At 40.4% G+C, this 21,165-nt stretch carries 24 protein-coding genes and 1 tRNA gene; 21 read left to right on the top strand and 4 right to left on the bottom strand.

The features are described from left to right. The first annotated feature begins 6 nt into the window (after nt 1–6). The 14 genes from DWZ47_RS18700 to DWZ47_RS18635 all read left to right on the top strand — a co-directional run bounded on the left by DWZ47_RS18700 (nt 7) and on the right by DWZ47_RS18635 (nt 8,930). On the top strand, nt 7–294 hold the full coding sequence (locus DWZ47_RS18700; RefSeq protein ID WP_087318697.1) for a hypothetical protein: 288 nt from the start codon (nt 7–9) through the stop codon (nt 292–294). Beyond that, the gene (locus tag DWZ47_RS18695) at nt 294–2,267 is read left to right on the top strand and encodes a hypothetical protein (RefSeq protein ID WP_117514102.1); all 1,974 of its coding nucleotides are present in this window, start codon (nt 294–296) and stop codon (nt 2,265–2,267) included. Before DWZ47_RS18700 ends, DWZ47_RS18695 begins: the two co-directional genes overlap by 1 nt. A gap of 1 nt (nt 2,268) precedes the next feature. After that, nucleotides 2,269–3,561: an SGNH/GDSL hydrolase family protein gene (locus DWZ47_RS18690; RefSeq protein ID WP_117514100.1), complete on the top strand. Its 1,293-nt coding sequence runs from the start codon at nt 2,269–2,271 to the stop codon at nt 3,559–3,561. A gap of 80 nt (nt 3,562–3,641) precedes the next feature. Continuing rightward, nucleotides 3,642–3,926, top strand: a complete 285-nt coding sequence (locus tag DWZ47_RS18685) for a hypothetical protein (protein ID WP_117514099.1) — start codon at nt 3,642–3,644, stop codon at nt 3,924–3,926. Further along, nucleotides 3,923–4,309, top strand: a complete 387-nt coding sequence (locus tag DWZ47_RS18680; protein WP_117514097.1) for a hypothetical protein — start codon at nt 3,923–3,925, stop codon at nt 4,307–4,309. The genes DWZ47_RS18685 and DWZ47_RS18680 overlap by 4 nt, the downstream gene beginning before the upstream one ends. A gap of 365 nt (nt 4,310–4,674) precedes the next feature. Then, complete coding sequence (locus DWZ47_RS18675) at nt 4,675–4,971, top strand: hypothetical protein (protein WP_117514301.1); 297 nt, start codon at nt 4,675–4,677, stop codon at nt 4,969–4,971. A 69-nt stretch (nt 4,972–5,040) separates the two neighbouring features. Continuing rightward, nucleotides 5,041–6,006 (top strand): hypothetical protein, encoded by a 966-nt coding sequence (locus DWZ47_RS18670; RefSeq protein ID WP_117514095.1) that lies wholly within the window; start codon nt 5,041–5,043, stop codon nt 6,004–6,006. A gap of 22 nt (nt 6,007–6,028) precedes the next feature. After that, on the top strand, nt 6,029–6,445 hold the full coding sequence (locus DWZ47_RS18665) for a hypothetical protein (RefSeq protein ID WP_117514093.1): 417 nt from the start codon (nt 6,029–6,031) through the stop codon (nt 6,443–6,445). A gap of 47 nt (nt 6,446–6,492) precedes the next feature. Next, a complete protein-coding gene (locus DWZ47_RS18660) occupies nt 6,493–7,035 on the top strand; it encodes a hypothetical protein (protein WP_117514092.1) in 543 nt (180 codons plus the stop codon). Between the two features lie 7 nt (nt 7,036–7,042). Beyond that, nucleotides 7,043–7,318: a hypothetical protein gene (locus tag DWZ47_RS18655; protein WP_229092803.1), complete on the top strand. Its 276-nt coding sequence runs from the start codon at nt 7,043–7,045 to the stop codon at nt 7,316–7,318. Nucleotides 7,319–7,364: 46 nt separating this feature from the next. Beyond that, the gene (locus DWZ47_RS18650) at nt 7,365–7,784 is read left to right on the top strand and encodes a hypothetical protein (protein ID WP_117514299.1); all 420 of its coding nucleotides are present in this window, start codon (nt 7,365–7,367) and stop codon (nt 7,782–7,784) included. A 2-nt stretch (nt 7,785–7,786) separates the two neighbouring features. Further along, entirely contained in the window at nt 7,787–8,212 is a 426-nt protein-coding gene (locus DWZ47_RS18645) for a hypothetical protein (RefSeq protein ID WP_117514088.1), read from the top strand. 252 nt (nt 8,213–8,464) lie between these two features. Next, a complete protein-coding gene (locus DWZ47_RS18640) occupies nt 8,465–8,713 on the top strand; it encodes a DUF6965 family protein (protein ID WP_117514086.1) in 249 nt (82 codons plus the stop codon). 1 nt (nt 8,714) lies between these two features. Further along, on the top strand, nt 8,715–8,930 hold the full coding sequence (locus DWZ47_RS18635) for a fructan hydrolase (protein ID WP_117514084.1): 216 nt from the start codon (nt 8,715–8,717) through the stop codon (nt 8,928–8,930). A gap of 28 nt (nt 8,931–8,958) precedes the next feature. Here DWZ47_RS18635 and DWZ47_RS18630 read toward each other — a convergent pair whose 3' ends face one another. From DWZ47_RS18630 to DWZ47_RS18620, 3 genes are all read right to left on the bottom strand, one after another. Then, entirely contained in the window at nt 8,959–10,209 is a 1,251-nt protein-coding gene (locus tag DWZ47_RS18630) for a site-specific integrase (protein ID WP_117514082.1), read from the bottom strand. 156 nt (nt 10,210–10,365) lie between these two features. Next, nucleotides 10,366–10,438, bottom strand: a tRNA-Thr gene (locus DWZ47_RS18625). Nucleotides 10,439–10,546: 108 nt separating this feature from the next. Further along, nucleotides 10,547–12,589, bottom strand: a complete 2,043-nt coding sequence (locus tag DWZ47_RS18620; protein ID WP_117514081.1) for a toxin-antitoxin system YwqK family antitoxin — start codon at nt 12,587–12,589, stop codon at nt 10,547–10,549. Between the two features lie 212 nt (nt 12,590–12,801). On the opposite strand from DWZ47_RS18620, the gene DWZ47_RS18615 reads away from it, so the two are divergent. The 7 genes from DWZ47_RS18615 to xpt all read left to right on the top strand — a co-directional run bounded on the left by DWZ47_RS18615 (nt 12,802) and on the right by xpt (nt 20,030). Then, nucleotides 12,802–13,383 carry an epoxyqueuosine reductase QueH gene (locus DWZ47_RS18615; protein ID WP_004297549.1) on the top strand — a complete coding sequence of 194 codons (582 nt, stop codon included), beginning with the start codon at nt 12,802–12,804 and terminating at the stop codon, nt 13,381–13,383. Between the two features lie 27 nt (nt 13,384–13,410). Next, nucleotides 13,411–14,289, top strand: coding sequence for a DNA/RNA non-specific endonuclease (locus tag DWZ47_RS18610; protein WP_117514079.1), 879 nt, complete (start codon nt 13,411–13,413; stop codon nt 14,287–14,289). A 458-nt stretch (nt 14,290–14,747) separates the two neighbouring features. Further along, on the top strand, nt 14,748–15,785 hold the full coding sequence (gene mltG / locus DWZ47_RS18605) for an endolytic transglycosylase MltG (protein ID WP_117514078.1): 1,038 nt from the start codon (nt 14,748–14,750) through the stop codon (nt 15,783–15,785). A gap of 83 nt (nt 15,786–15,868) precedes the next feature. Beyond that, a complete protein-coding gene (locus tag DWZ47_RS18600; RefSeq protein WP_004297545.1) occupies nt 15,869–17,461 on the top strand; it encodes a thiamine pyrophosphate-dependent enzyme in 1,593 nt (530 codons plus the stop codon). A 3-nt stretch (nt 17,462–17,464) separates the two neighbouring features. Continuing rightward, nucleotides 17,465–18,046 (top strand): indolepyruvate oxidoreductase subunit beta, encoded by a 582-nt coding sequence (locus DWZ47_RS18595; protein WP_004307241.1) that lies wholly within the window; start codon nt 17,465–17,467, stop codon nt 18,044–18,046. Nucleotides 18,047–18,060: 14 nt separating this feature from the next. Next, entirely contained in the window at nt 18,061–19,368 is a 1,308-nt protein-coding gene (locus tag DWZ47_RS18590) for a phenylacetate--CoA ligase (protein WP_004297543.1), read from the top strand. Between the two features lie 89 nt (nt 19,369–19,457). Further along, nucleotides 19,458–20,030, top strand: coding sequence for a xanthine phosphoribosyltransferase (gene xpt / locus DWZ47_RS18585; protein WP_004297542.1), 573 nt, complete (start codon nt 19,458–19,460; stop codon nt 20,028–20,030). 17 nt (nt 20,031–20,047) lie between these two features. On the opposite strand, the gene DWZ47_RS18580 is transcribed toward xpt, so the two are convergent. Then, nucleotides 20,048–20,809: an EFR1 family ferrodoxin gene (locus DWZ47_RS18580; RefSeq protein WP_032843327.1), complete on the bottom strand. Its 762-nt coding sequence runs from the start codon at nt 20,807–20,809 to the stop codon at nt 20,048–20,050. Between the last annotated feature and the right edge of the window lie 356 nt (nt 20,810–21,165).

Here is a 21,165-nt window from a genome sequence, read left to right as displayed (position 1 = left end):
ACAATCATGAAATCAGCAGATATCACATTTAGCCAGATCGCAGAAAAACGTTACCTAAGCGATGCCATACAAGTAAATTCAGAAACTATTGGGCTTCAGCTAGAGTTTAAAGAATCCGGGAAACTGGCTGTTTATATAAGCTATGATGGAGAAAAATACTCCGTTGTAGAGACTAGAAATTTCACTACTCTGAATTTCGCCCGCCCCGTTGTCGGTCTTATACCCGGACAATACATCAAGGTTGAATGTGAAACGCAGCCTGTCAAGGCTCAATACTTTGAATCAGAAGAATAATGGGAGCGATAGGATTAAATCCGATTAGGCTTGACCGGATAGGGCTTGATCCTATCCGCATCAATGCGATTAAGTTGGGAGTTCCGGGAGCTGCTTCCGAGCGTCCTTACATCGACCCGGAAGTCTTAGCCTCCTTGAAAGCTGTGTGCATCTGCTACGGTAAGAGTAACGACGATCCGGACAGGGCTATAGTTAAGAACTTGGTAGACCCTGACAATCCGTTTGTAATCAGCAACGCAGCTTACACTGAAGGAAGTGGCTACGCAGATAAAGATAGTCCTTACTATGGCGCCTTCGTCACCGACGGAGTTGATGACCTGATTACTTCCACCAAGACAGTACAGGAGATGCTGGGAGGTAGTAACGAGATTACGGTGGTGAGTATGATTCATAAGTTATCATTGGATAACAATTGGACAAATCTAATTGGAGAATTAAAAGAAGACCATACATTTGTTGCCAATAGAGGAATAAATACTGATAAAACAGGAATATATGGCTATACTTATAACTATAAAGAGAATGCTATTGTTATAAATAATATATTAGGTGATAAGAATGATTATATAGTTAGAACTTCCACATCTTTAGGTCTTGATAATAAGTATTATGTTACAGGTTTTAAAAGTGCCGGTATCATTCAAAATATATCTCAACTCGCTTGGTACTGGACTTTCATTGCCAATAGAGTACTGACTACTGATGAGATTAATCAGGTAATAGCCTACTATAACTTGGATAGAACTCTTAAACCTGATATACTGTGTAACACCATCAAGCAGGGAATCACCAACGAGAACCACGCAGAGTTTGGTGACAAGCTGATTGACTTTTCAGGTAATGGTAGGGATATTCAGTTGAACAATCTAGCTTGGGATGGGGATAGTGGTATTGGGAAGTATAATTATCCTAATTGGAAAGTCACGGCAACTATTGCCAATACGTATTCAACTATTGTAAATTATCCAACTGTTAACGGTACTTATTCCATTAATGTTAATGGTGTATCAGAATTGATGCAATCAATAGGGCTGCATTTGGAGATAAAGTACACTACTTCTACGGGAATTATATATAATGATATAAAACAAGATGGTGTATATTCATATATTTTACCTGATGGAGCTACGGATTTAACATTAAGATTTGGAGGTATTCCAGGAATTGTAAATGAACCATGCAATATAACTATCACCCAGATTCCCTCCCACGCAGGTGCTCTCCGCCTTGACGGAGTAAGTGACTTCGGTAAGGTGACAGGGATGCCGATTTACAAGGATTATACTGTTGTTGCTGATAGAGAAATAGAAGCATCAGATGGAGGTATTGTTAGTAAAGGAAATCCGGGAGCGTTTATCCTAGAACTAGAGGCAAATGCGGGGAGTTGTTATAGTTTTGGGCTAAATACCACTAATTTAAATATAGAAAAATCAAGGAAAATATCGTATTTATCTAAGTACTTATACAACGGAGTATCAATTGAGGCAGGGACAGCGGAAGATAGTGACTCCATGTGGCTAGGAACAATTCGAGATAGAGATTCTCGTTTCTTCAATGGAGCTATCTACTCTCTCATGTCCTTCCCATATAGTATGTCCGAGTTCTTGATCGAGCGTCAGTTGAAGAAGCACAAGCTGGGTACGCTGTATCCGGATATGGTGGAGTTCAGACCGATAGTGAAGAGTAATCTACCTTATTCTTCCATTTCCTATTCTGTTAATCCCGGAGAATATATCTCTGTAGATAGCATGGTTACCATCACTGTAACGTTGCCAAATACCTCTGATAAGCTAATGGAGGTGTCGTGCAATGCTATCAGCGACATATCCATATCTGGTGATAATGGCGTTTACGAGATTACGGGAAAGATAGTCAAATCCCCTCAAAAGATAAACCTTGTTATCTCCAGCTACTTGACAATGCTGAATAACGAGACTTTAATTTCAAATGAAACATTAATTAAAAACGAATGATATGGAAAATTTAGAAAAGATACAGGAAATCGGAACTACCGAAAAGGCTTGGATTGAATATGCACAAGCTATCGACCGAAACAACGAAAATATAAGAATAGCGTTAGATGGTATTATTCGCAAAGAAGTGCTTCAATCTACTATGAAAAGAATAGCTATTTATGTCCCTTTTCCCAACATGAAATTACCTATTTTTTTGAAAGTTCAATGTGCTTCTCCTACAGTTCCTGTTTTTAATATATATTACAAGGATAGCCAATCCGGAACACTTAAGGTTTACCTCAAAAATCAATCATTTGATACTGAAATAGAAATTAATATTCAGCCCGGATATCCTTATTTATATATCTATTCTACGAGTATTGATGATGAGGTAATCGAACCTGTAGATTATTCATTTACTTACACGACTCCTGATTCTATGGAATATATACTAAATAACATAGATTTGAAAGGTTCTAAAATTGTAGCATTTGGAGATAGTATTACAGAGCTTAAAGATGATAAAGGTCGTAGTTATAGTGATTATATCGAGAAATTTTATGGTGCAAAAGTGTTTAATGTAGGTATTGGGGGCACACAGATTCGCCAGAGGACCCACCCTGTAGAAACTCCTACTAGCGAATTGCAGGGATATGCCGCACTGGATGTTATAAACATGGTGAAAGCCGCTTGCTCCCAGGATTTCACTATGCAAGAAAATGCTGCGACCTATTTGAAGGAGCTTAAAAATAGTGATAAAACAGCTATAATTGAGTTGTTGAAGTCCGTAGATTGGGATTCTGTTGATGCAGTTACAGTTTTTGCAGGAACAAATGACTGGCCTTCATATTCTGCGACTTTAGGTGAGAGTGGAAGTACGGATATTGGTAAGACTTTAGGAGCTGTCAATGAAATTATAAGATTGTTATCATCGACATACCCTCATGTGAAAATCTATTGGTTCACCCCTATTGTTCGATATTCGTCTTACTCTATTTCCGAATGGGATGATAGGTATTGGAGTGATAGGATGGGTAGCACTGAACAACCATATCTTCCACAATCAGGAAGCAATGAGCCTAACACCTCTGACTCATTGAAAAATGGGACACTTAAAGATTTTAGTGAAGCTATTGAAAATGAAGTAAGACTTAACCATATCCCATGCTGTGATATGTATAATACGTTGGGGTGGAATAAGTATAATTTCAGCCAATACTTTAATGATAGTGATGGTACACACCCTAAAAAAGGATTCAAGGAAATAGCTAAAAAAATTGCTTCCTTCCTAATCGCAAATAAAACGTTTTAATAGCAATTATGAAATACATTACATTCCCCACAGCGAATTTGAACGAAATTATTAACAAAATAACATTTATAAAATAACTTATGTCAACGTTACAGTACATCGTTTTTCCATATTCCGATTTGGAGGAAGTTCCACAAGAGGAGCTGGATAAAAGAAATTTAGTGCCTCGTATAAGCTTGAATGGTAAAAAGGCTTTGATGAAAGCCGAACATTATGCTGAAATATTTGCAAGTAAAATGATTATGACTCTTTCAGAGGACGGAGAGACACCGATTGTGTCTTATCCTTATCCGGTATACGAAGGCGAAGAATTGAATACTTTGCTGGCAAGTTCGGAGTGGTCTTCAAGCGATAGTGTTTTATGAAAAACTTGCTCTACATCATTCTATTGACATTGGCAATATGTCTCACATCCTGCCGGAGCATCAAGTATGTTCCGGTAGAGACTGTGAAGACGGAGTATAAGACACGTGATAGCATCCGTTTTGACAGCATCTATGAGCATGACAGTATATTCCTATTCGTAAAGGGAGATACTGTCTACAAGGAGAAGTATCGGTATAAATACCGGTATCTGACAATTAACAAAACAGATACGGTTATGCTGACCGATTCCGTGCAGATCCCTTATCCGGTGGAGAAACAATTAACCCGGTGGCAGCGGATGAAAATAGAGCTTGGCGGCTGGGCTGTTGGCGTAATTGTAATACTATCTATTGTGTTAATGCTTAAGCTATTCAGAAATTAACCGGCACTATCTTCACAGACCGTTTCCGGTATGAAAAGTTTAAGTTTTACCTATATAACAATTTCCGTTGGAAAAAGGTTTATCAAGAAAGGAGGGCAAAATGATACATTAATTAATCCTAAGCACTAAGTTTACCCGGTAAAGTAGAAGGCCGGTTATTATAACAAATGTAGCTCTTTCGGGGGACAGAGTAAAAAGAACCCCTAGCACAAAAGTTGACGCCAATCGAACTTTTAAACATACAAAAGCATGCCGAAGATGTGCCAGGGGTTATAATATCCTTAACATTATTCAGCATGCTTTTGTTCTTTGTTCTGTATAATTCGATTGGCAAGGGCAAAAGTACAACAAAAAAATTAATTACCATGTGTAAGTCAGAGATTTTTGCCGAAATATTGAACCTTGTAGGAAAAGAAACTGAAGTTTCTACTGAACTAATCCTTTCATCAAGCAAAGTGACCGAGGTTGTCGATGCCCGCTCTATCGTAGTATTCTTCCTTACTGAATACGGTCTATATCCTGAACAGATAGCCGCTCTACTTCATAAGACATCTGCCAGTATACGCTATCTTATATCCACTTTCGAGAGCCGCAAAAATACAAACAAAATGATTGCAATATATCTGCAAAATATTCGCAAATCGCTTGCAAATGAGTGCTGATTTATGATATCGCTAATATATACTTTTGTGTGCGGTTGATATTGACCGTAATAAAAAGTATAAATCTCTATGGAAAGAACGTACGTTTTTAATCAGGACGGTGGAGCGGCTTCAGGAAACGGCCTGCTTGCTTCTATTCTTCCGTCTTTGCAAAACAGAGGAGTTGACACCGGTTACCTGATGGGTCTGCTTGGAGGCGGCAATGGCAACGGTGGCTTCTTTGGTAACAATGGTGGTTTTCAAGACATCATTGCGCTTATTGTGATTGCAGCTATTTTCGGAAATGGTAATTTCGGCTTTGGCGGCAATAATAATCAGGGGGCGAACGAAGGAAGGGAGATGATTATGCAGACACTTAACCGAAACGGTGTCGACATTGCATCACTGGCACAAGCCGTGAACACTTCTTCCGATCAAATCCTTGCCGGTATTAACTCCGTATCACAGGCAATCTGTGGGCTTGGTAACCAAATGGGTCAGAACACCAACAGCATCCTTACTGCAATTATGCAAGGCAACAACGCTCTGACATCTCAAATTTGCAACTGTTGCTGCGACATGAAGCAGCTTGTAGCCACACAAGGATATGAGAGCCAGCTTGCAATGTGCAACCAGACTAATACATTAGTCAACACAGCCAACCAAAATACGCTTTCTTTGCGTGACAGTGCAACAGCTAATACGCAGGCTATCATTGCCAAGTTGGATGCTATGCAGAATCAGGCATTGCAGGACAAGATTGCGTCTCTTACTGCGGAAAAGGCAACCCTTACTGCTGAAATCTCCCAACGCAACCAAAATGCTACAATTTTAAATGCAGTAGGTCAACAGATTGCACCTCTTGCAGCGGGATTGCAAGCATTGCAAAGCGATGTTGATGGAATCAAATGCAAGTTGCCTAACACAGTTCCGGTTCAATACCCTAACATTGTCGGTGTAAACATGGATACTTACCGTGCGGCTGCTTTCGGTGCTTATGCCGGTGACGCAGCATACGGACGTAGCGGATGCGGTTGTAATAACTACTGGGGTTGATCCGGTAAGAAAGGAGGTAATTATGTGGCCTAACTTTTTTACAGGATTCCCCTTTCTGTTTCCGAGCATTGGGCGGGTGAACTTAAACACCTTGCCTACTGTATCGGTAACGGTCGGCACGGAGAATGTGACGTTGGAACTCCCTAATCATGCGTTCCGTAATCGGGACTATGTAGGAGGGTTCTATGTTAATCTTCGCCAGCCTATCCCTTCCGGGACGGCAACAACGCTTCCTGTACTGATTGGGACCAATGGGGACACAAGACCGTTGATGGCTTACAATAACGAGCCTGTAACAGTCGCCAACCTAGCCGGTACAGGCATCTATGAAATCCATTATAACAAGTATACAAACGAATTGTATCTGGTAAATGGAGGATATAGACCGACTACTCCGGCAGCTCCAACTTCGGAAGCGGTAGCAGCAAAAAGTAAGTAAAAACACGGGCTATCGTGTAATGCGGTAGCCCTATTAAATCAATCATTATGTTTCAATCGTTAAGAGCAAATAATCAGTTGTATATTCTTCATAAGGATGCGAATCCTTATATTGAAATAGGATCAGTAGTCAGTGTTTCGGCTCCTAAACCCAAGTACCCTATGCCTACTCCTATTGGTCAAATTCCCCAGACGGAAATGGTTGTGGATATTGTAATTAACATAAGTGGCCAAAACACAACTTTTCAGAATCTTCCGGCAGGAGGAGATATTGCGGATTTTGGACAGAACGGTAATATTGTATTATCCTGTTCCCGTGATGCAATGAACTCGGAAGTTACATCTATGAAACAGAAAAGCATTGATATTCTGAACAGCATAGATTTTCATCAAAGCGTGATTGCCGGCTGCGACAAGATGCTAACCATTCTTAACCCTGAATTTGCAGAAAAGCAAAGACAGGAGCAGGAAATAGCATCATTAAAAGGTCAAATGTCCGAAATGAGCAAGAATATGGCGGACCTTATGGAAATGAATAAGCGACTGATGGAACAGCTTGGAACAAAGGAGACATCTAAAAACAGTAAATAATATGGGAATGTGGACAATTAGAGAAGAGCATGATGGATATGATCGTGACTTCGGAATGAGAGGAAAAAGCGAAATTGAAGAAGCTTATCGTGAAGGTTGTCGTCATGGTTATGAGAAGGCCATGAGTGAAATGCGTGGCGGTGGAATGGGATTCCGTGAGAATGGACGCTACGACAGCGATGGCATGAACGAGCGTCGTATGCCGGGTTATTTCCCGGAATCCCCTATGTACGGAGATATGGGAGAGCGCAGACGCAGACGCTCAAACGGTGAGTTCTATTAATCGTATGAGGGGAGAAATCCCCTCTTATTCTAATAAAGCAATTATTATGGGACAAAGACTAGATGTGTATGACAAGATGCCGCCGGCAATGAAAAATTATCTGTCATTATACGGCTGGCACTTCTCTAAGAAGATGTGCGAATGGGCTGTTTCTAAAATGGAAGTTGAGAACAAGACTACCAAGCAGAAGGAAAAACTCGTTCCGATCAAAAAGGAAGAGGTGGAGGAGCTTCTGAAAAAATACGGAATTAAACTGGAGAAAGATGCCGGGTACGATTGCGTATATGTAGCCAATATGGCGAAAGCTGATTATTATAAGAGTTCCATTACAGATGAATCCCGTTTGGCATTATTCTTGAAGGATTACATAGATGATCCAGACGGGTATGACGGACTTCCTTTTACCCGTTTCTATGCGGATTGTATCGGAAGTGGCACACCTATAATGTGGGATGATATGCTCTGATTATGATAGTCCAGGATTTCTACATACCGAAATATGATTGGAGAGTTAGGGTGTATTATGCCGTAACGACTTACTGGACCAGTGAGATTCTGTGCGAACTTCACCGTATCGGTTGTAGAGGGGAAGATTTCAAACAGGCATACAGAAACCTATCTTCCGGGGCCCTCAATACCGGTCTTACTTATTCGGACTTTGAGGAGCGTGAGACTGTGATGGTAATTGCTCTCACTTCTTCCCCGGGAGAGTTCCAAAACTCATGGGACCACGAAAAAGGGCACTTGTGCCGGCATATCTCACAAGCATTCAATATTGATCCCTACGGGGAGGAAGCCCAATATCTTTCCGGTGAGGTAGGTCAGAAGATGTTCCCGATAGCGAAGAACTTCTTATGTGAACATTGCAGGAAAAACTTATGTCGAAGATATTAAGGGGCATTTTGGCAGGAATATATGTAACAGTCGAAAATGAGAGAAAAAGACTACATAGATGATTTGATTTCACAGGCCGACGACCGGTATCACTCGGATTTCTGCCGGCTTCTGCTGGTGATGCTATGGAACGCCTAGAAAGGTGGTTGTACTGGCTGATTCCTCTTGCGATTATTGCAAGGGTTATATCTTTGTGTTTGTCCCTGGCTATGTAGTCGGGGATTTTTTATACCTTTGCCGAAAACTAACATTATGGCAGAAGAAAAGAAATACGACTACGACTCGATAAACGAGCTATTAACTTGGGCTAAAGAAACGCTCAATAATAAGAGATACCCAGCCGGGGAATTCCAGTTAGATAAATGCGCCAAGATTCTCGATTGCGGAAAATACCTTGATTCGATGATAGCGGTGATTTCGAGGAACTGGGAGAATCCTACGTTTTACCCGACTATTGACCAGTTGAGAACATTTAGAGAAAAGATAGAGAAAGGAAAATAATATGACTTACTTATGTGTTGACAAAGATGGGACTGAACGTATTATTGAATGTGAAGTCTATTGTGAAAGAGGAGGAGATGAAGAACCCTACAGAGATGAAGGATGTTGGGACTATGATCCGCATAATGATGTATGCATCGAACTCCCCAAAGGTACAATAAAGAAAATCCTTGGACGAGAACTAACATGGGAGGATGAACCTGTTGAATTGAGATAGAAAAGGCAGCCGGATAAGCTGCCTTCCCCTACCCTTTCATCATCATTATATCGGCTTTCATTTCAATATATTCCTTGTATTTATCAGGATTATTAATATAATCAATAACCCTATTTATAGCTATTTCAGCTTGCTTAAACCGAGTTTTTGTGTAATACCTGACAATTCCCCTACCCTTGTCTGAATGAGCAAGACAATAGTCTATTACATTATCGGGTATTCCTAAATCAAAAGCATATTGAGCGAACGACTTTCTAGCAGAATAAAAGACTACCTTTTCTTTTATTCCCAAATCCTTTGCTAATGTAGCAAGAGATCGGCATGTATACCTTGAAAAATTATGATACGAAAATTTATATCCAAAATCCAGTTTTTTTGTCTTATTATCTATCCACCTATCTATTATCATCTTTGCAGGTTCAGTAATTGGAAGTAGGCAATGCTGTTCGGCTTCCGTTTTAAGCCTCGTTTTAATTCTGACATAATCTACTTTGTCATTAACAAAACGAGTATTCATTATATCTATTAAATTCATTCCGCCTAAATAAAAAGAAAGCATAAACACATCCCTTGCAACAATGTATTTTTTCTCTTTTGGATTACTGCACCTTATTATATTAAGGCTTTCCAAAGATATATCAACTTCGCGAACTGGAGATTTAGGAATTTTCTTGTTCACAAATGGATGTATATCATATCTGACATAACCTGAATTTATATTTCTATTAATAACAGCTTTTATTTGAGACATCATCATCCCAATTGTTGTATTCCCTATGTTCCTTTTTGTTTTCAAGTATTTTGAAAATCCTTCAATCATATTTGGAGTTATATCTGACATAGGTATTTCTCCCCTAGTGAACTCCGTAAAATATCGACAACTTCTTTCAATTAATACAGCATAACTTTCCCTTCCTTCAGAATTCAGTTCACTTATAAAATCACTGCAAGCCTTTTGATAAGTAATATTATGCTTTCCTTTCGAATCCAAGCCAGATATAAGCATATCTTTAATTTGCTTACAAGAATAAAGTGATTGATGGTTTATTTCATCCAATTTATCCTGTAGATCATTCATCATGCTTCTTAGCTTGGAATTAATAATTGAAGCATCAGGACGCTTTGTTACTTGTCCATCCTTAAACTGCGACAAGTTATCAATAATGAAACGTGTTACAATATAACATGTCTCTTTCTTATGACATACGGCTATTCTTATTTTATGCCTCCCGTCCTTTAAAACTTTTGCTTTGAAAATTGTAAGTTTAAGAGTTGCCATAATAGATTAAAATTTAAAGGATAAGTTTTGGATAAGTTTTTTTGTCCACCACTGGACAATTTTTCCTTTTTTTTAATCTATATATTGAAGAACTAGTACATAAAAACGGGAACCTAAACCGCTAAATATAAGACAATTAATAGGTTCCCATTTGAGAGCCGCTAGCCAGACTTGAACTGGCGACCTACGCGTTACGAATGCGTTGCTCTACCAACTGAGCTATAGCGGCGTTTGTCTCTCGTTTACGGCGTGCAAAATTACAGCTTTATTTGAGAAAACAAAAAGAATCCGATTATTTTTTGAGCTTAATTTTTAAATCAACTTTTGTTGACGTTATCTAAAACTTTTCTTTGCGTTCAAATTTTCCGTCCTCGGTATAGTACTTCCATGTACCCTTCGGTTTATTATTTGCATACTTTCCACGAAGTTTCAATGTCCCATCTTCATAATATTCGCGGTAACGACCATGGCGTTTCCCTTCTTTTACTTCCGCTTCACTCTTCAATGCTCCCTCCGGATAAAACTCCCGTAAAACGTTTCCTTCAAACTTTTCGATATAGAAACGTTTCAGTTCGCTCATCTGCTCTTTTTCGGTCTCTGCATCTTCGTTCATTTCCTTATCATCTTCATCGGTAGCAATAGCAACGGCAACCTCTTCCGGTTGATATGGGCTATAATCCATCACATACTGCAAAGAAGCCGACTGATCCTCTCCTATAATCTGCATAGTCCAGTAAGGAAATGAATACAAAACGTCTTTGTTTGATTGTATTTCATTCCATGTAGCAGGATTCATCATCGGTTTCAACTGGGAATAAAACTTGCGCACATCTGTATATAAGAAAATAGTAGAACTTGATTTTAAATATGACAGTGCATTTTCAAAACCCGGATTATTTTTTAATAAATTCTTCTGCTCGTAATCTTCTACAAAGGAAAGTAAAGAAGCAGCTTTATTACTAAAAACTACATAATCGTCAACATAAGTATAGTATGGCTTCTCAAATTTATCAAATAGCTTTCCAAAGAACAAGCGGAAAAAGCCTTTCATTTCGACATAATTAATCTCGAAATCCTTATAATTAGCAGTCTTAATCTTAACCGGAGTACGTCGCTTAATCTTCTTTTCAATGAATTCCATGTTCTTACGGGCATCTTTAATACTTTTAGCCCTGATAGCCAGAATCAGTTCGGGATCATGTCCTAACAAACCTGGTTCGGATTGGATAATAGCAAACTCTCCTGACATCCAACTCAAAAAGTTTTCTTCCAAAGATATACCGAATAACCCTTCTATCTTTTTCCGGGAACTTTGATAAGAATCATACAACTGTTTATTGTGAACCGACAGTGCATTCTCCAGTTCCTTTACAAAGGTCACCGGACTATTGAAACCTATATTCGTATAAAGAGCTGTCCGCCCGGACAGAATCTCATGTGCTTTCATTTTATGTTTTCCCGAATTCAACAAAGCAGTGACATAAGGATCGGCAGAATCTTTTTTCAACGTATATCCTTTCACTTCCATCCGCTCCTTATTCGTATTTAAATAAAGTCCGGCAAAATTCATGGAATTGCTAAACAGATCAATGTACTCATTTCTTGTACCTAAATAAATAGACATAAATTGAGGTACACGCGCATAATTGACGAAGACCCTGACAAGTCCCTTACCGGAAACCAACTTCTCTGTTTCAATAAAAGACTGATCAAGCCCGATTTTAGGTTTATTACGAGAATCAATAGCCGACTCGACAAGTCCAGATGTATAAGAACCTACCAAATGATTATCGACAAAAGCAATATAGAAAATATCCCTCGTCTCGGGATCGCGCATTTCAAGGATATTAATGCTATTATGCATCCGATTAGTCACAGTAAAACCACTCATAACCAATACGGTTTCAACCTGGTCTTTCAATAAGTCCATCTTTGATGTCTTCTGCATATCCAGGATAAGTAGAAAATCCCAATTAGTGGGACGAGTCTTATGGAGCGAAATAAGCATATCCCGCTCACCAACAAGCGACAATAATACCTTATTGCTTTTAACAACGGAATCCAGCTTCTCCACACTTTTCGTCACCTCCTCAAAAGATTTCGCTTTCTTCAGGCATTGCCACGTCTCGCTTCCACTAAACTTCTCCCAATCTTCAATCGGAGCCGATGACTGAATAATAAATGCCGCATCTTCCGGAACCAGATAGATCTGCTGAATATTACGATCAGGTGAGACAAATAAATAAACTACGGAATATACAACATATACCGCCAAAGCCAATGCAGCCACAACTAAAGTTCTCTTCACTATTTTCGAGGTACTTTTTTTCTTCTCCGGGCCTGCATTTTGCTCTCCTTGCCCGCAATTTAATTCATTCATTATTGAGTTGTTATAAACTTGAATGGACAAAAATAGTAAAAAAGATGAGATTAATTAGTTAATTCATACTCATTTAGTGAATTAGTTCAATAAACAAGATTTTATAAAAAACAGTATAAAGGAGATATCCTCCCTCCTATTTTTATAAAAAACTATTCTGAATAAAGCATAAACCATTGACTCGTATCGTAAATATGTATTAACTTTACAGCATGAAAAAGAAATTCCAACTCGAAGTTCCGGGAGGAGCCGATAAAGTCTTACTTCATACCTGTTGTGCTCCTTGTTCATCAGCCATTATTGAATGTATGATGCAACATCACATCACCCCTGTTATCTATTATTGCAATCCTAACATCTATCCGCTGGAAGAGTATATGATAAGAAAAGACGAATGTACACGCTATGCCCAATCATTGGGATTGGAGATAATAGATGCTGATTACGATCATGAAAACTGGCGATGCCATATAGCAGGAATGGAGCAGGAACCCGAAAGAGGAGGACGCTGCCTACGTTGCTTTAAACTACGCTTATTGGAGACCGCCCGTTATGCACATGAACATGGCCTTTCCGTAATAACCACAACGCTTGCTTCCAGTCGTTGGAAAAGTCTGGAGCAGATTAATGAAGCCGGACAATATGCCACCGCTTCATACCCGGATGTCACATACTGGGAACAGAATTGGCGGAAAGGCGGACTTAGCGAACGACGCATCGCCATCATTAAAGAGTATAACTTCTACAACCAACAATATTGCGGTTGTGAATTCAGCATGAGAAAAGAAGAATAAAACAAACCCGCCATTACTAGCTAACCAATGAATCGAAGTAAAAAAGGTAAAAACAGAAAGCTATTCAAAAAGAAATCACATTCCAATAACAGATTAGGATGTATCATCGCCATCATTGTGCTCATTCCTATTCTTTTTGGCGTCTATTTATATTGCCAACAGATTAATACCCAGAATAATAATGAACCTCAAACCGATGTCTCCCTTCAAATTCCACTTGGCAAAGATCTGGAGACACCTGTATCACTAGTTCCCCGGCAAGAACAAATCATCCGCCATAGCGGATATACGGTATCATATAACAAAGATTTAAAAATTCCCAATTGGGTTTCTTACGAATTAACCAGGGAAGAAACCAAAGGAAAAGAAAAAAGAGGTAATCGCTTTATTGCCGATCCACTAGTGACAGGTCCGATTGCCACAAATGCCGACTATACCCGTTCAGGATACGACAAAGGACACATGGCTCCCGCAGCAGATATGAAATGGAGTCCTGAAGCCATGAAAGAATCATTTTATTTCAGCAATATGTGTCCGCAACATCCACAACTAAACAGAAGAGGATGGAAAAACCTGGAAGAAAAGATCCGGGATTGGGCTATAGCAGACAGCGCCATCATTATTATATGTGGCCCTATTATTGAAAAACATCCCAAAACAATCGGAAAGAATAAAGTCGTAGTACCTCAAAAGTTTTTTAAAGTAGTCCTTTCTCCTTTTGTCAAGCCGATGCGAGCTATCGGTTTCTTATTCAATAATGAGCAGGCAGTAGAACCTCTATCATCCTATACGGTAACAATAGATAGCATCGAGAACCTGACTAACATAGATTTCTTCGCACCTCTGCCCGATGAGATAGAAAACAAAATAGAAGCAGATATTAATTACTCCCTGTGGCCTAATTAAGTAGCAAAACTCGTTTCTCTGAAATGAATTCATTTCCCTGTGCCAATGGCATTCTAGTTACAAACAGACTTGCACTTCAATAAAAGGGAGTTGTTGTATTACTCTCAAGGTTTCACATTGTAACGTCAAGAGATTGTCTTATTCCCACATATTGTGGGAAAGTATTCTCTTATTTTATGAGAAAACATTCCCATATATTGCGAAAAAATAGTCCCACAATATATTGGAATAATGGAACTACGCTGGAAACAAAAAGATAATTGCAATGAATGCCAAGCAGCACAATAAGCAACTGAATAAATCAAGCAAGGCAAACGCAACGTGAAAGAATGGATTCATTACCGCATCGAAAGAAAACATACTTTTGATATAGTCTTCTTATGATTCATCCTAAAAAGAGAACACTCCTATCCAAATTCTTTTTATCTTTGACGAACTTTTTAAATACACCTCAAAAGATGAAGAAAAAAAAGAGAAATATTCTACTATCAATTCTAATCGGAGCATTCCTCCTTTGTGCAGTTGCCGGAGGCACCTTTTATTATTATCTGTTTGCCCCCCAATTTCACCCATCTAAAACCGTATATATTTATGTAGACCGGGATGATACTGCCGATTCTATCTACCATAAAATAAAAGAATTCGGGCATGTCAATAAGTTCACCGGATTCCAGTGGATGGCAAAATACAAGGATTTCGATCAGAATATCCATACCGGTCGTTATGCCATTCGCCCCAATGACAATGTTTATCATGTATATAGCCGTTTTTCCAGAGGTTATCAGGAGCCTATGAACCTTACTATCGGAAGTGTCCGGACATTAGACCGGTTAGCACGAAGCATTGGAAAACAACTCATGATAGACTCTGCCGAAATCGCCAGCCAGTTATTCGACTCTACTTTCCAGGCTCAAATGGGATACACAACCATAACACTCCCCAGCCTTTTCATACCGGAAACCTATCAGGTATATTGGGACATGAGCGTAGACGATTTCTTTAAACGAATGAAGAATGAGCACGAACGCTTCTGGAACAAAGAACGTCTGGCACAAGCCACCGCTATCGGCATGACACCGGAAGAAGTCAGCACTCTTGCTTCCATCGTCGAAGAAGAAACCAACAACAACGAAGAAAAGCCAATAGTAGCCGGATTATATATCAACCGTTTACATCAAGATATGCCTTTGCAGGCAGATCCTACCATCAAATTTGCACTACAGGATTTCGGTCTGCGCCGAATCACCAACGAAAATTTAAAAGTCGACTCCCCCTATAACACCTACATAAATACCGGACTGCCTCCAGGCCCCATCCGTATCCCTTCTAAAAAGGGAATAGACAGCGTATTAAACTATACCAAACATAACTATATCTACATGTGTGCTAAAGAAGATTTTTCCGGAACTCACAACTTTGCATCCAATTATGCTGACCACATGGCAAATGCAAGAAAATACTGGAAAGCCCTGAATGAAAGAAAGATTTTCAAGTAAATTTGTGATAAAACGAACGGAAAAGCCTATCTTTGCCCGATAGATTAACAAACTGTGATCAACACTAAATAAAAGAAATATATATGAGCAAGCAACTCTTACTTGGCGATGAAGCCATTGCACAAGCTGCACTGGATGCCGGACTTTCAGGTGTTTATGCCTATCCTGGTACTCCTTCAACTGAAATTACGGAATATATTCAAATGGCCCCAATAACGACCGAACAGAATATACACAACCGTTGGTGCGCCAATGAAAAAACAGCGATGGAAGCTGCGTTGGGTATGTCATTCGTTGGTAAACGGGCATTAGTTTGTATGAAGCACGTAGGTATGAATGTAGCTGCCGACTGTTTTGTCAACTCTGCCATCACAGGTGTGAAAGGCGGATTGATCGTAATAGCAGCAGATGACCCCAGCATGCACTCTTCGCAGAACGAACAAGACAGCCGTTTCTACGGAGATTTCTCACTGATTCCTATGTACGAACCCAGCAATCAGCAGGAAGCGTATGATATGGTATACAGTGGTTTCGAATTCTCTGAAAAATTGGGCGAACCTATCTTGATGCGTATGGTAACCCGCCTTGCACACTCCCGCTCTGGAGTAGAACGCAAAGCACAAAAACCACAGAATGGCATCTCTTTCAGCGAAGATCCTCGTCAGTTCATCTTGTTACCTGGAAATGCCCGTAAACGCTACAAAGTATTACTTGCGCGCCAAGACGAGTTTATCAAAGCTTCGGAAGAATCACCTTATAATAAATATACAGATGGTCCTAACAAAAAGTTAGGAATTATCGCTTGTGGCATCGGCTACAACTATCTGATGGAAAACTATCCTGAAGGTTGCGAATATCCGGTACTTAAAATCGGCCAGTATCCATTGCCTAAAAAGCAATTACATCAATTGATTGAATCCTGTGACGAAATCCTCGTTCTGGAAGACGGACAACCATTTGTAGAAAAACAATTGAAAGGTTATCTGGGCATCGGCGTTAAAGTAAAAGGACGCTTGGACGGTACCCTGTCACAGGATGGAGAACTAAATCCTGACTCTGTAGCCCGCGCCGTAGGTAAAGAAAATAAATCAGAATTCGGTATTCCTTCTGTCGTAGAAATGCGTCCGCCTGCACTTTGCGAAGGTTGCGGACATCGCGATATGTATATCACACTAACCGAAGTTCTGAAAGAAGAATACCCATCTCATAAAGTATTCAGCGACATCGGCTGTTACACGCTAGGCGCGAATGCTCCTTTCAATGCAATCAACTCATGCGTAGACATGGGCGCCTCCATCACGATGGCGAAAGGTGCGGCTGACGGAGGTCTTTTCCCGGCTGTAGCTGTCATCGGAGACTCCACATTCACCCATTCCGGAATGACCGGACTATTAGATTGTGTGAACGAGAATGCCAGTGTAACCATCGTCATCTCCGACAATGAAACTACCGCCATGACAGGCGGACAGGACTCTGCCGGAACCGGACGTATCGAAGCGATCTGTGCAGGTATCGGAGTAGATCCGGCTCATATCCGCGTCGTTACTCCGTTGAAGAAAAACTATGAGGAGATGAAGCAAATCATTCGCGAAGAGATCGAATACCGTGGTGTATCTGTCATTATTCCACGTAGAGAGTGTATCCAGACATTAGCACGCAAAAAAAGAAGTAAGTAAGCCATGAAGAAAGACATTATATTATCAGGAGTCGGTGGACAGGGAATTCTGTCTATTGCTACAGTGATCGGCAAAGCTGCCTTGAAAGAAGGATTATATATGAAACAAGCAGAAGTGCACGGAATGAGCCAACGCGGAGGAGATGTTCAATCCAACCTCCGTATCAGCGACCAGCCGATTGCTTCAGACTTGATCCCATCAGGTAAATGCGACCTTATCATTTCATTGGAACCCATGGAAGGATTGCGCTACCTCCCTTATCTTAGCCCTAACGGTTGGTTAGTGACTAACGAAACTCCGTTTGTCAATATCCCCAATTATCCGGAAGCAGACAAAGTAATGGCAGAAATCAATAAGCTGCCTCACAAAATTGTGTTGAACGTAGACAAAGTAGCCAAAGAAGTAGGCTCCGCCCGCGTTGCCAACATAGTCTTACTGGGAGCAACCATTCCATTCCTTGGCATCGACTACGGAAAAGTACAAGACAGCATCCGTGAAATCTTCCTGCGCAAGGGAGAAGCAATTGTAGAAATGAATCTTAAAGCATTGGCTGCCGGCAAGGAAATTGCAGAAAAGCTAATGTAATAACAGGCATTATCATGAATACACAATACTGGGAAGAAGAACTAGAAACCATGAGCCGGGAGAAGTTGCAGGAATTACAACTTCGACGGCTTAAGAAAACAATCAATATAGCTGCAAACTCCCCATATTACAAAGAAGTTTTCAGCAAACATGGCATCACTGCAGATAGCATACAATCATTAGACGATATCCGCAAATTGCCCTTTACTACCAAAGCCGATATGCGTGCCCACTATCCTTTCGGGCTGGTAGCAGGTGATATGAGCAATGATGGTGTACGTATTCACTCTTCTAGTGGTACTACCGGAAACCCGACAGTTATTGTTCATTCACAGCACGATCTCGACTCCTGGGCCAACCTGGTAGCCCGCTGCCTGTACGCAGTAGGAATACGCAAGACCGACGTCTTCCAAAACAGCTCCGGATACGGTATGTTTACAGGAGGGTTAGGCTTCCAATACGGTGCAGAACGCCTGGGCTGTCTGACAGTCCCTGCCGCAGCCGGAAACAGTAAACGACAGATTAAATTCATCAACGACTTCAAGACTACCGCTTTACATGCTATCCCCAGCTATGCCATCCGCCTTGCCGAAGTCTTTCAGGAAGAAGGCCTTGATCCCAAAGGAACCACACTGAAAACGCTGGTTATCGGTGCTGAACCTCACACCGACGAACAACGCCGGAAAATAGAAAAGATGCTGGGCGTAAAAGCATACAACAGCTTCGGTATGACAGAAATGAACGGTCCCGGTGTTGCTTTCGAATGTCAGGAACAAAACGGAATGCACTTCTGGGAAGACTGTTATCTGGTAGAAATTATCGATCCGGAAACAGGAGAACCCGTTCAGGAAGGAGAAATCGGAGAATTAGTACTTACGACTCTCGACCGGGAGATGATGCCGTTAATCCGCTATCGCACCCGTGACTTAACCCGTATTCTTCCGGGAAAATGCCCCTGCGGCCGCACGCACATCCGTATTGATCGTATCAAGGGACGCAGTGATGATATGTTCATTATCAAGGGAGTAAATATCTTCCCGATGCAAGTAGAAAAGATACTCGTACAATTTCCCGAATTAGGCAGCAATTACCTGATTACACTGGAAACAGTCAACAACCAAGACGAGATGATCGTCGAAGTAGAATTAAGCGACCTTTCCACTGACAATTATATTGAACTGGAGAAGATCCGCAAGGATATAACCCGCCAATTAAAGGATGAAATATTGGTGACTCCCAAAGTTAAACTGGTAAAAAAAGGCTCTCTCCCGCAAAGCGAAGGAAAAGCCGTCCGAGTAAAAGACTTAAGAGACAACAAGTAACAATTCAAATTTCCATGTGCTAATATACCAACCGCTGTTCACCATGCGGAATGGAATATTAGCACATTATTTAATTAATATCATACAGCATGCAATTACTTAAAAAAAGAATTCTGCAAGACGGAAAGTGCTACGAAGGAGGTATCCTGAAAGTAGACGGTTTTATTAATCATCAAATGGACCCTGTCCTGATGAAATCAATCGGAGTTGAGTTTGTCCGCCGTTTTGCAGCCACAAACGTAAATAAGATTATGACAATCGAAGCCAGCGGCATCGCCCCTGCTATCATGACAGGCTACCTGATGGATTTACCAGTTGTATTTGCAAAGAAGAAGTCTCCTAAAACCATCCAGAATGCACTAAGCACCACTGTGCACTCATTCACTAAAGATCGTGATTATGAAGTCGTTATCAGTGCCGATTTCCTCACTCCAAATGACAATGTTCTTTTCGTGGATGACTTCCTCGCGTATGGCAATGCCGCATTAGGCATTATCGACCTCATCAAGCAATCCGGAGCAAACTTGGTAGGAATGGGATTCATTATTGAAAAAGCCTTCCAAAATGGGCGTAAAAAACTTGAGGAGCAAAGCGTCAGAGTAGAAAGCCTGGCTATCATTGAAGACTTATCCAATTGCTGCATTAAAATCAAAGACGAGTAGATTAATTGGCGAGTAGATTAATTAGGATTGAAATACTGCCCTTTATCTTTCGTTCTTTTCCCATATTGCACCGCATGCTGCGGACAAACATGATAACATGCCAGGCATGAGGTGCAATCCATCCCCCAAACAGGCTTTCTGCCCATCATCATAATATTCCCTACCGGACAACTCTTCTCACAACGCTTACATCCAATACAAGCATCCGTAGTATAAAAATTCCCGGGAGACATCTGAAAGCGATTAAATAAAGGATTGATAATCCTCGTCTTAATAAAAGGAATACTCCCTTCATGACAAAGAAACAACTCCTCTCTCCTACTTATTGAAGCATTTATTTGATTGAGAGTCGGAATAGCATCTGCCAGTTTTTTCTCCTCCAATTCTTTCTTATCTACGTCAAAACCGGGAAGCAATACATAATTATTGGGCATAGTCACAGAAAAGCCTGCATGACACTTCCAGCCTTTATGACTCAAAGCCTTCTCCAGCACCTGCTGCGTAAGCCCGGTATCATCCCCACAGGAACAAACAAAAAACAAATATTGTCTTTTATACCCCTTTAAAGAGAGTTGCCGAATAAAATTAAGTACGATTTCAGGAGGAGCCCACGAATAGATAGGAAATACAAAACCGATCTTTTCACCTGCCTGCAAACTAAACTCCAATGCTTCATTCTTTAGCGCATCGGGAATAAAAACCAACTCTTCTTTTTGCTCTTTGGAAAGCTGATTTGCAATCCACTTAGAATTACCTGTACCGGAGAAATAAAATATCATAGAAAAGTATATAAAAAAAGCCGCATCGACGATGTGATGAAACTCTGATAGAACAAGATTTGAGCGCTCGCCCTCTTTGTAATCCACCGGCTTAAAGCTGTCCCGAAGGATGTGGCCCGCCATTGAAGAACGAAGCTTTCTCGGTGCATCAGATTAATTTGAAGAGTTTCCCGATCCAGTCGATACGGCTAATATTTTTGTATCACAAATGTAATAAGAATCTATGAGACTAACAAGAAAAAAAAGGAATTTGTTTACCTACTAACATTTTTTTCACTCCCTTTTATCCGCCTAACAAAAGAAAAGGAGGTTGTGTCAAAACGCTGACACAGCCTTTTTTATGCGCAAAGCCCAGA

This window comes from Bacteroides sp. AF32-8BH, assembly GCF_003435205.1.
Taxonomy (GTDB): Bacteria; Bacteroidota; Bacteroidia; order Bacteroidales; family Bacteroidaceae; genus Bacteroides; species Bacteroides ovatus.
This window is presented reverse-complemented; position numbering and strand designations above follow the sequence as displayed.

Bases quoted from the DNA above. Each gene is read 5' to 3' on its own strand.
- DWZ47_RS18665 (WP_117514093.1), top strand. From the start codon at position 6,029: ATGTGGCCTAACTTTTTTACAGGATTCCCCTTTCTGTTTCCGAGCATT.
- DWZ47_RS18610 (WP_117514079.1), top strand. From the start codon at position 13,411: ATGAATCGAAGTAAAAAAGGTAAAAACAGAAAGCTATTCAAAAAGAAA.
- DWZ47_RS18670 (WP_117514095.1), top strand. From the start codon at position 5,041: ATGGAAAGAACGTACGTTTTTAATCAGGACGGTGGAGCGGCTTCAGGA.
- DWZ47_RS18680 (WP_117514097.1), top strand. From the start codon at position 3,923: ATGAAAAACTTGCTCTACATCATTCTATTGACATTGGCAATATGTCTC.
- DWZ47_RS18675 (WP_117514301.1), top strand. From the start codon at position 4,675: ATGTGTAAGTCAGAGATTTTTGCCGAAATATTGAACCTTGTAGGAAAA.
- mltG (WP_117514078.1), top strand. From the start codon at position 14,748: ATGAAGAAAAAAAAGAGAAATATTCTACTATCAATTCTAATCGGAGCA.
- DWZ47_RS18620 (WP_117514081.1), bottom strand. From the start codon at position 12,589: ATGAATGAATTAAATTGCGGGCAAGGAGAGCAAAATGCAGGCCCGGAG.
- DWZ47_RS18580 (WP_032843327.1), bottom strand. From the start codon at position 20,809: ATGATATTTTATTTCTCCGGTACAGGTAATTCTAAGTGGATTGCAAAT.
- DWZ47_RS18650 (WP_117514299.1), top strand. From the start codon at position 7,365: ATGGGACAAAGACTAGATGTGTATGACAAGATGCCGCCGGCAATGAAA.
- DWZ47_RS18635 (WP_117514084.1), top strand. From the start codon at position 8,715: ATGACTTACTTATGTGTTGACAAAGATGGGACTGAACGTATTATTGAA.
- DWZ47_RS18590 (WP_004297543.1), top strand. From the start codon at position 18,061: ATGAATACACAATACTGGGAAGAAGAACTAGAAACCATGAGCCGGGAG.
- DWZ47_RS18685 (WP_117514099.1), top strand. From the start codon at position 3,642: ATGTCAACGTTACAGTACATCGTTTTTCCATATTCCGATTTGGAGGAA.
- DWZ47_RS18695 (WP_117514102.1), top strand. From the start codon at position 294: ATGGGAGCGATAGGATTAAATCCGATTAGGCTTGACCGGATAGGGCTT.
- DWZ47_RS18595 (WP_004307241.1), top strand. From the start codon at position 17,465: ATGAAGAAAGACATTATATTATCAGGAGTCGGTGGACAGGGAATTCTG.
- DWZ47_RS18660 (WP_117514092.1), top strand. From the start codon at position 6,493: ATGTTTCAATCGTTAAGAGCAAATAATCAGTTGTATATTCTTCATAAG.
- DWZ47_RS18645 (WP_117514088.1), top strand. From the start codon at position 7,787: ATGATAGTCCAGGATTTCTACATACCGAAATATGATTGGAGAGTTAGG.
- DWZ47_RS18655 (WP_229092803.1), top strand. From the start codon at position 7,043: ATGTGGACAATTAGAGAAGAGCATGATGGATATGATCGTGACTTCGGA.
- DWZ47_RS18700 (WP_087318697.1), top strand. From the start codon at position 7: ATGAAATCAGCAGATATCACATTTAGCCAGATCGCAGAAAAACGTTAC.
- xpt (WP_004297542.1), top strand. From the start codon at position 19,458: ATGCAATTACTTAAAAAAAGAATTCTGCAAGACGGAAAGTGCTACGAA.
- DWZ47_RS18630 (WP_117514082.1), bottom strand. From the start codon at position 10,209: ATGGCAACTCTTAAACTTACAATTTTCAAAGCAAAAGTTTTAAAGGAC.
- DWZ47_RS18600 (WP_004297545.1), top strand. From the start codon at position 15,869: ATGAGCAAGCAACTCTTACTTGGCGATGAAGCCATTGCACAAGCTGCA.
- DWZ47_RS18615 (WP_004297549.1), top strand. From the start codon at position 12,802: ATGAAAAAGAAATTCCAACTCGAAGTTCCGGGAGGAGCCGATAAAGTC.
- DWZ47_RS18690 (WP_117514100.1), top strand. From the start codon at position 2,269: ATGGAAAATTTAGAAAAGATACAGGAAATCGGAACTACCGAAAAGGCT.
- DWZ47_RS18640 (WP_117514086.1), top strand. From the start codon at position 8,465: ATGGCAGAAGAAAAGAAATACGACTACGACTCGATAAACGAGCTATTA.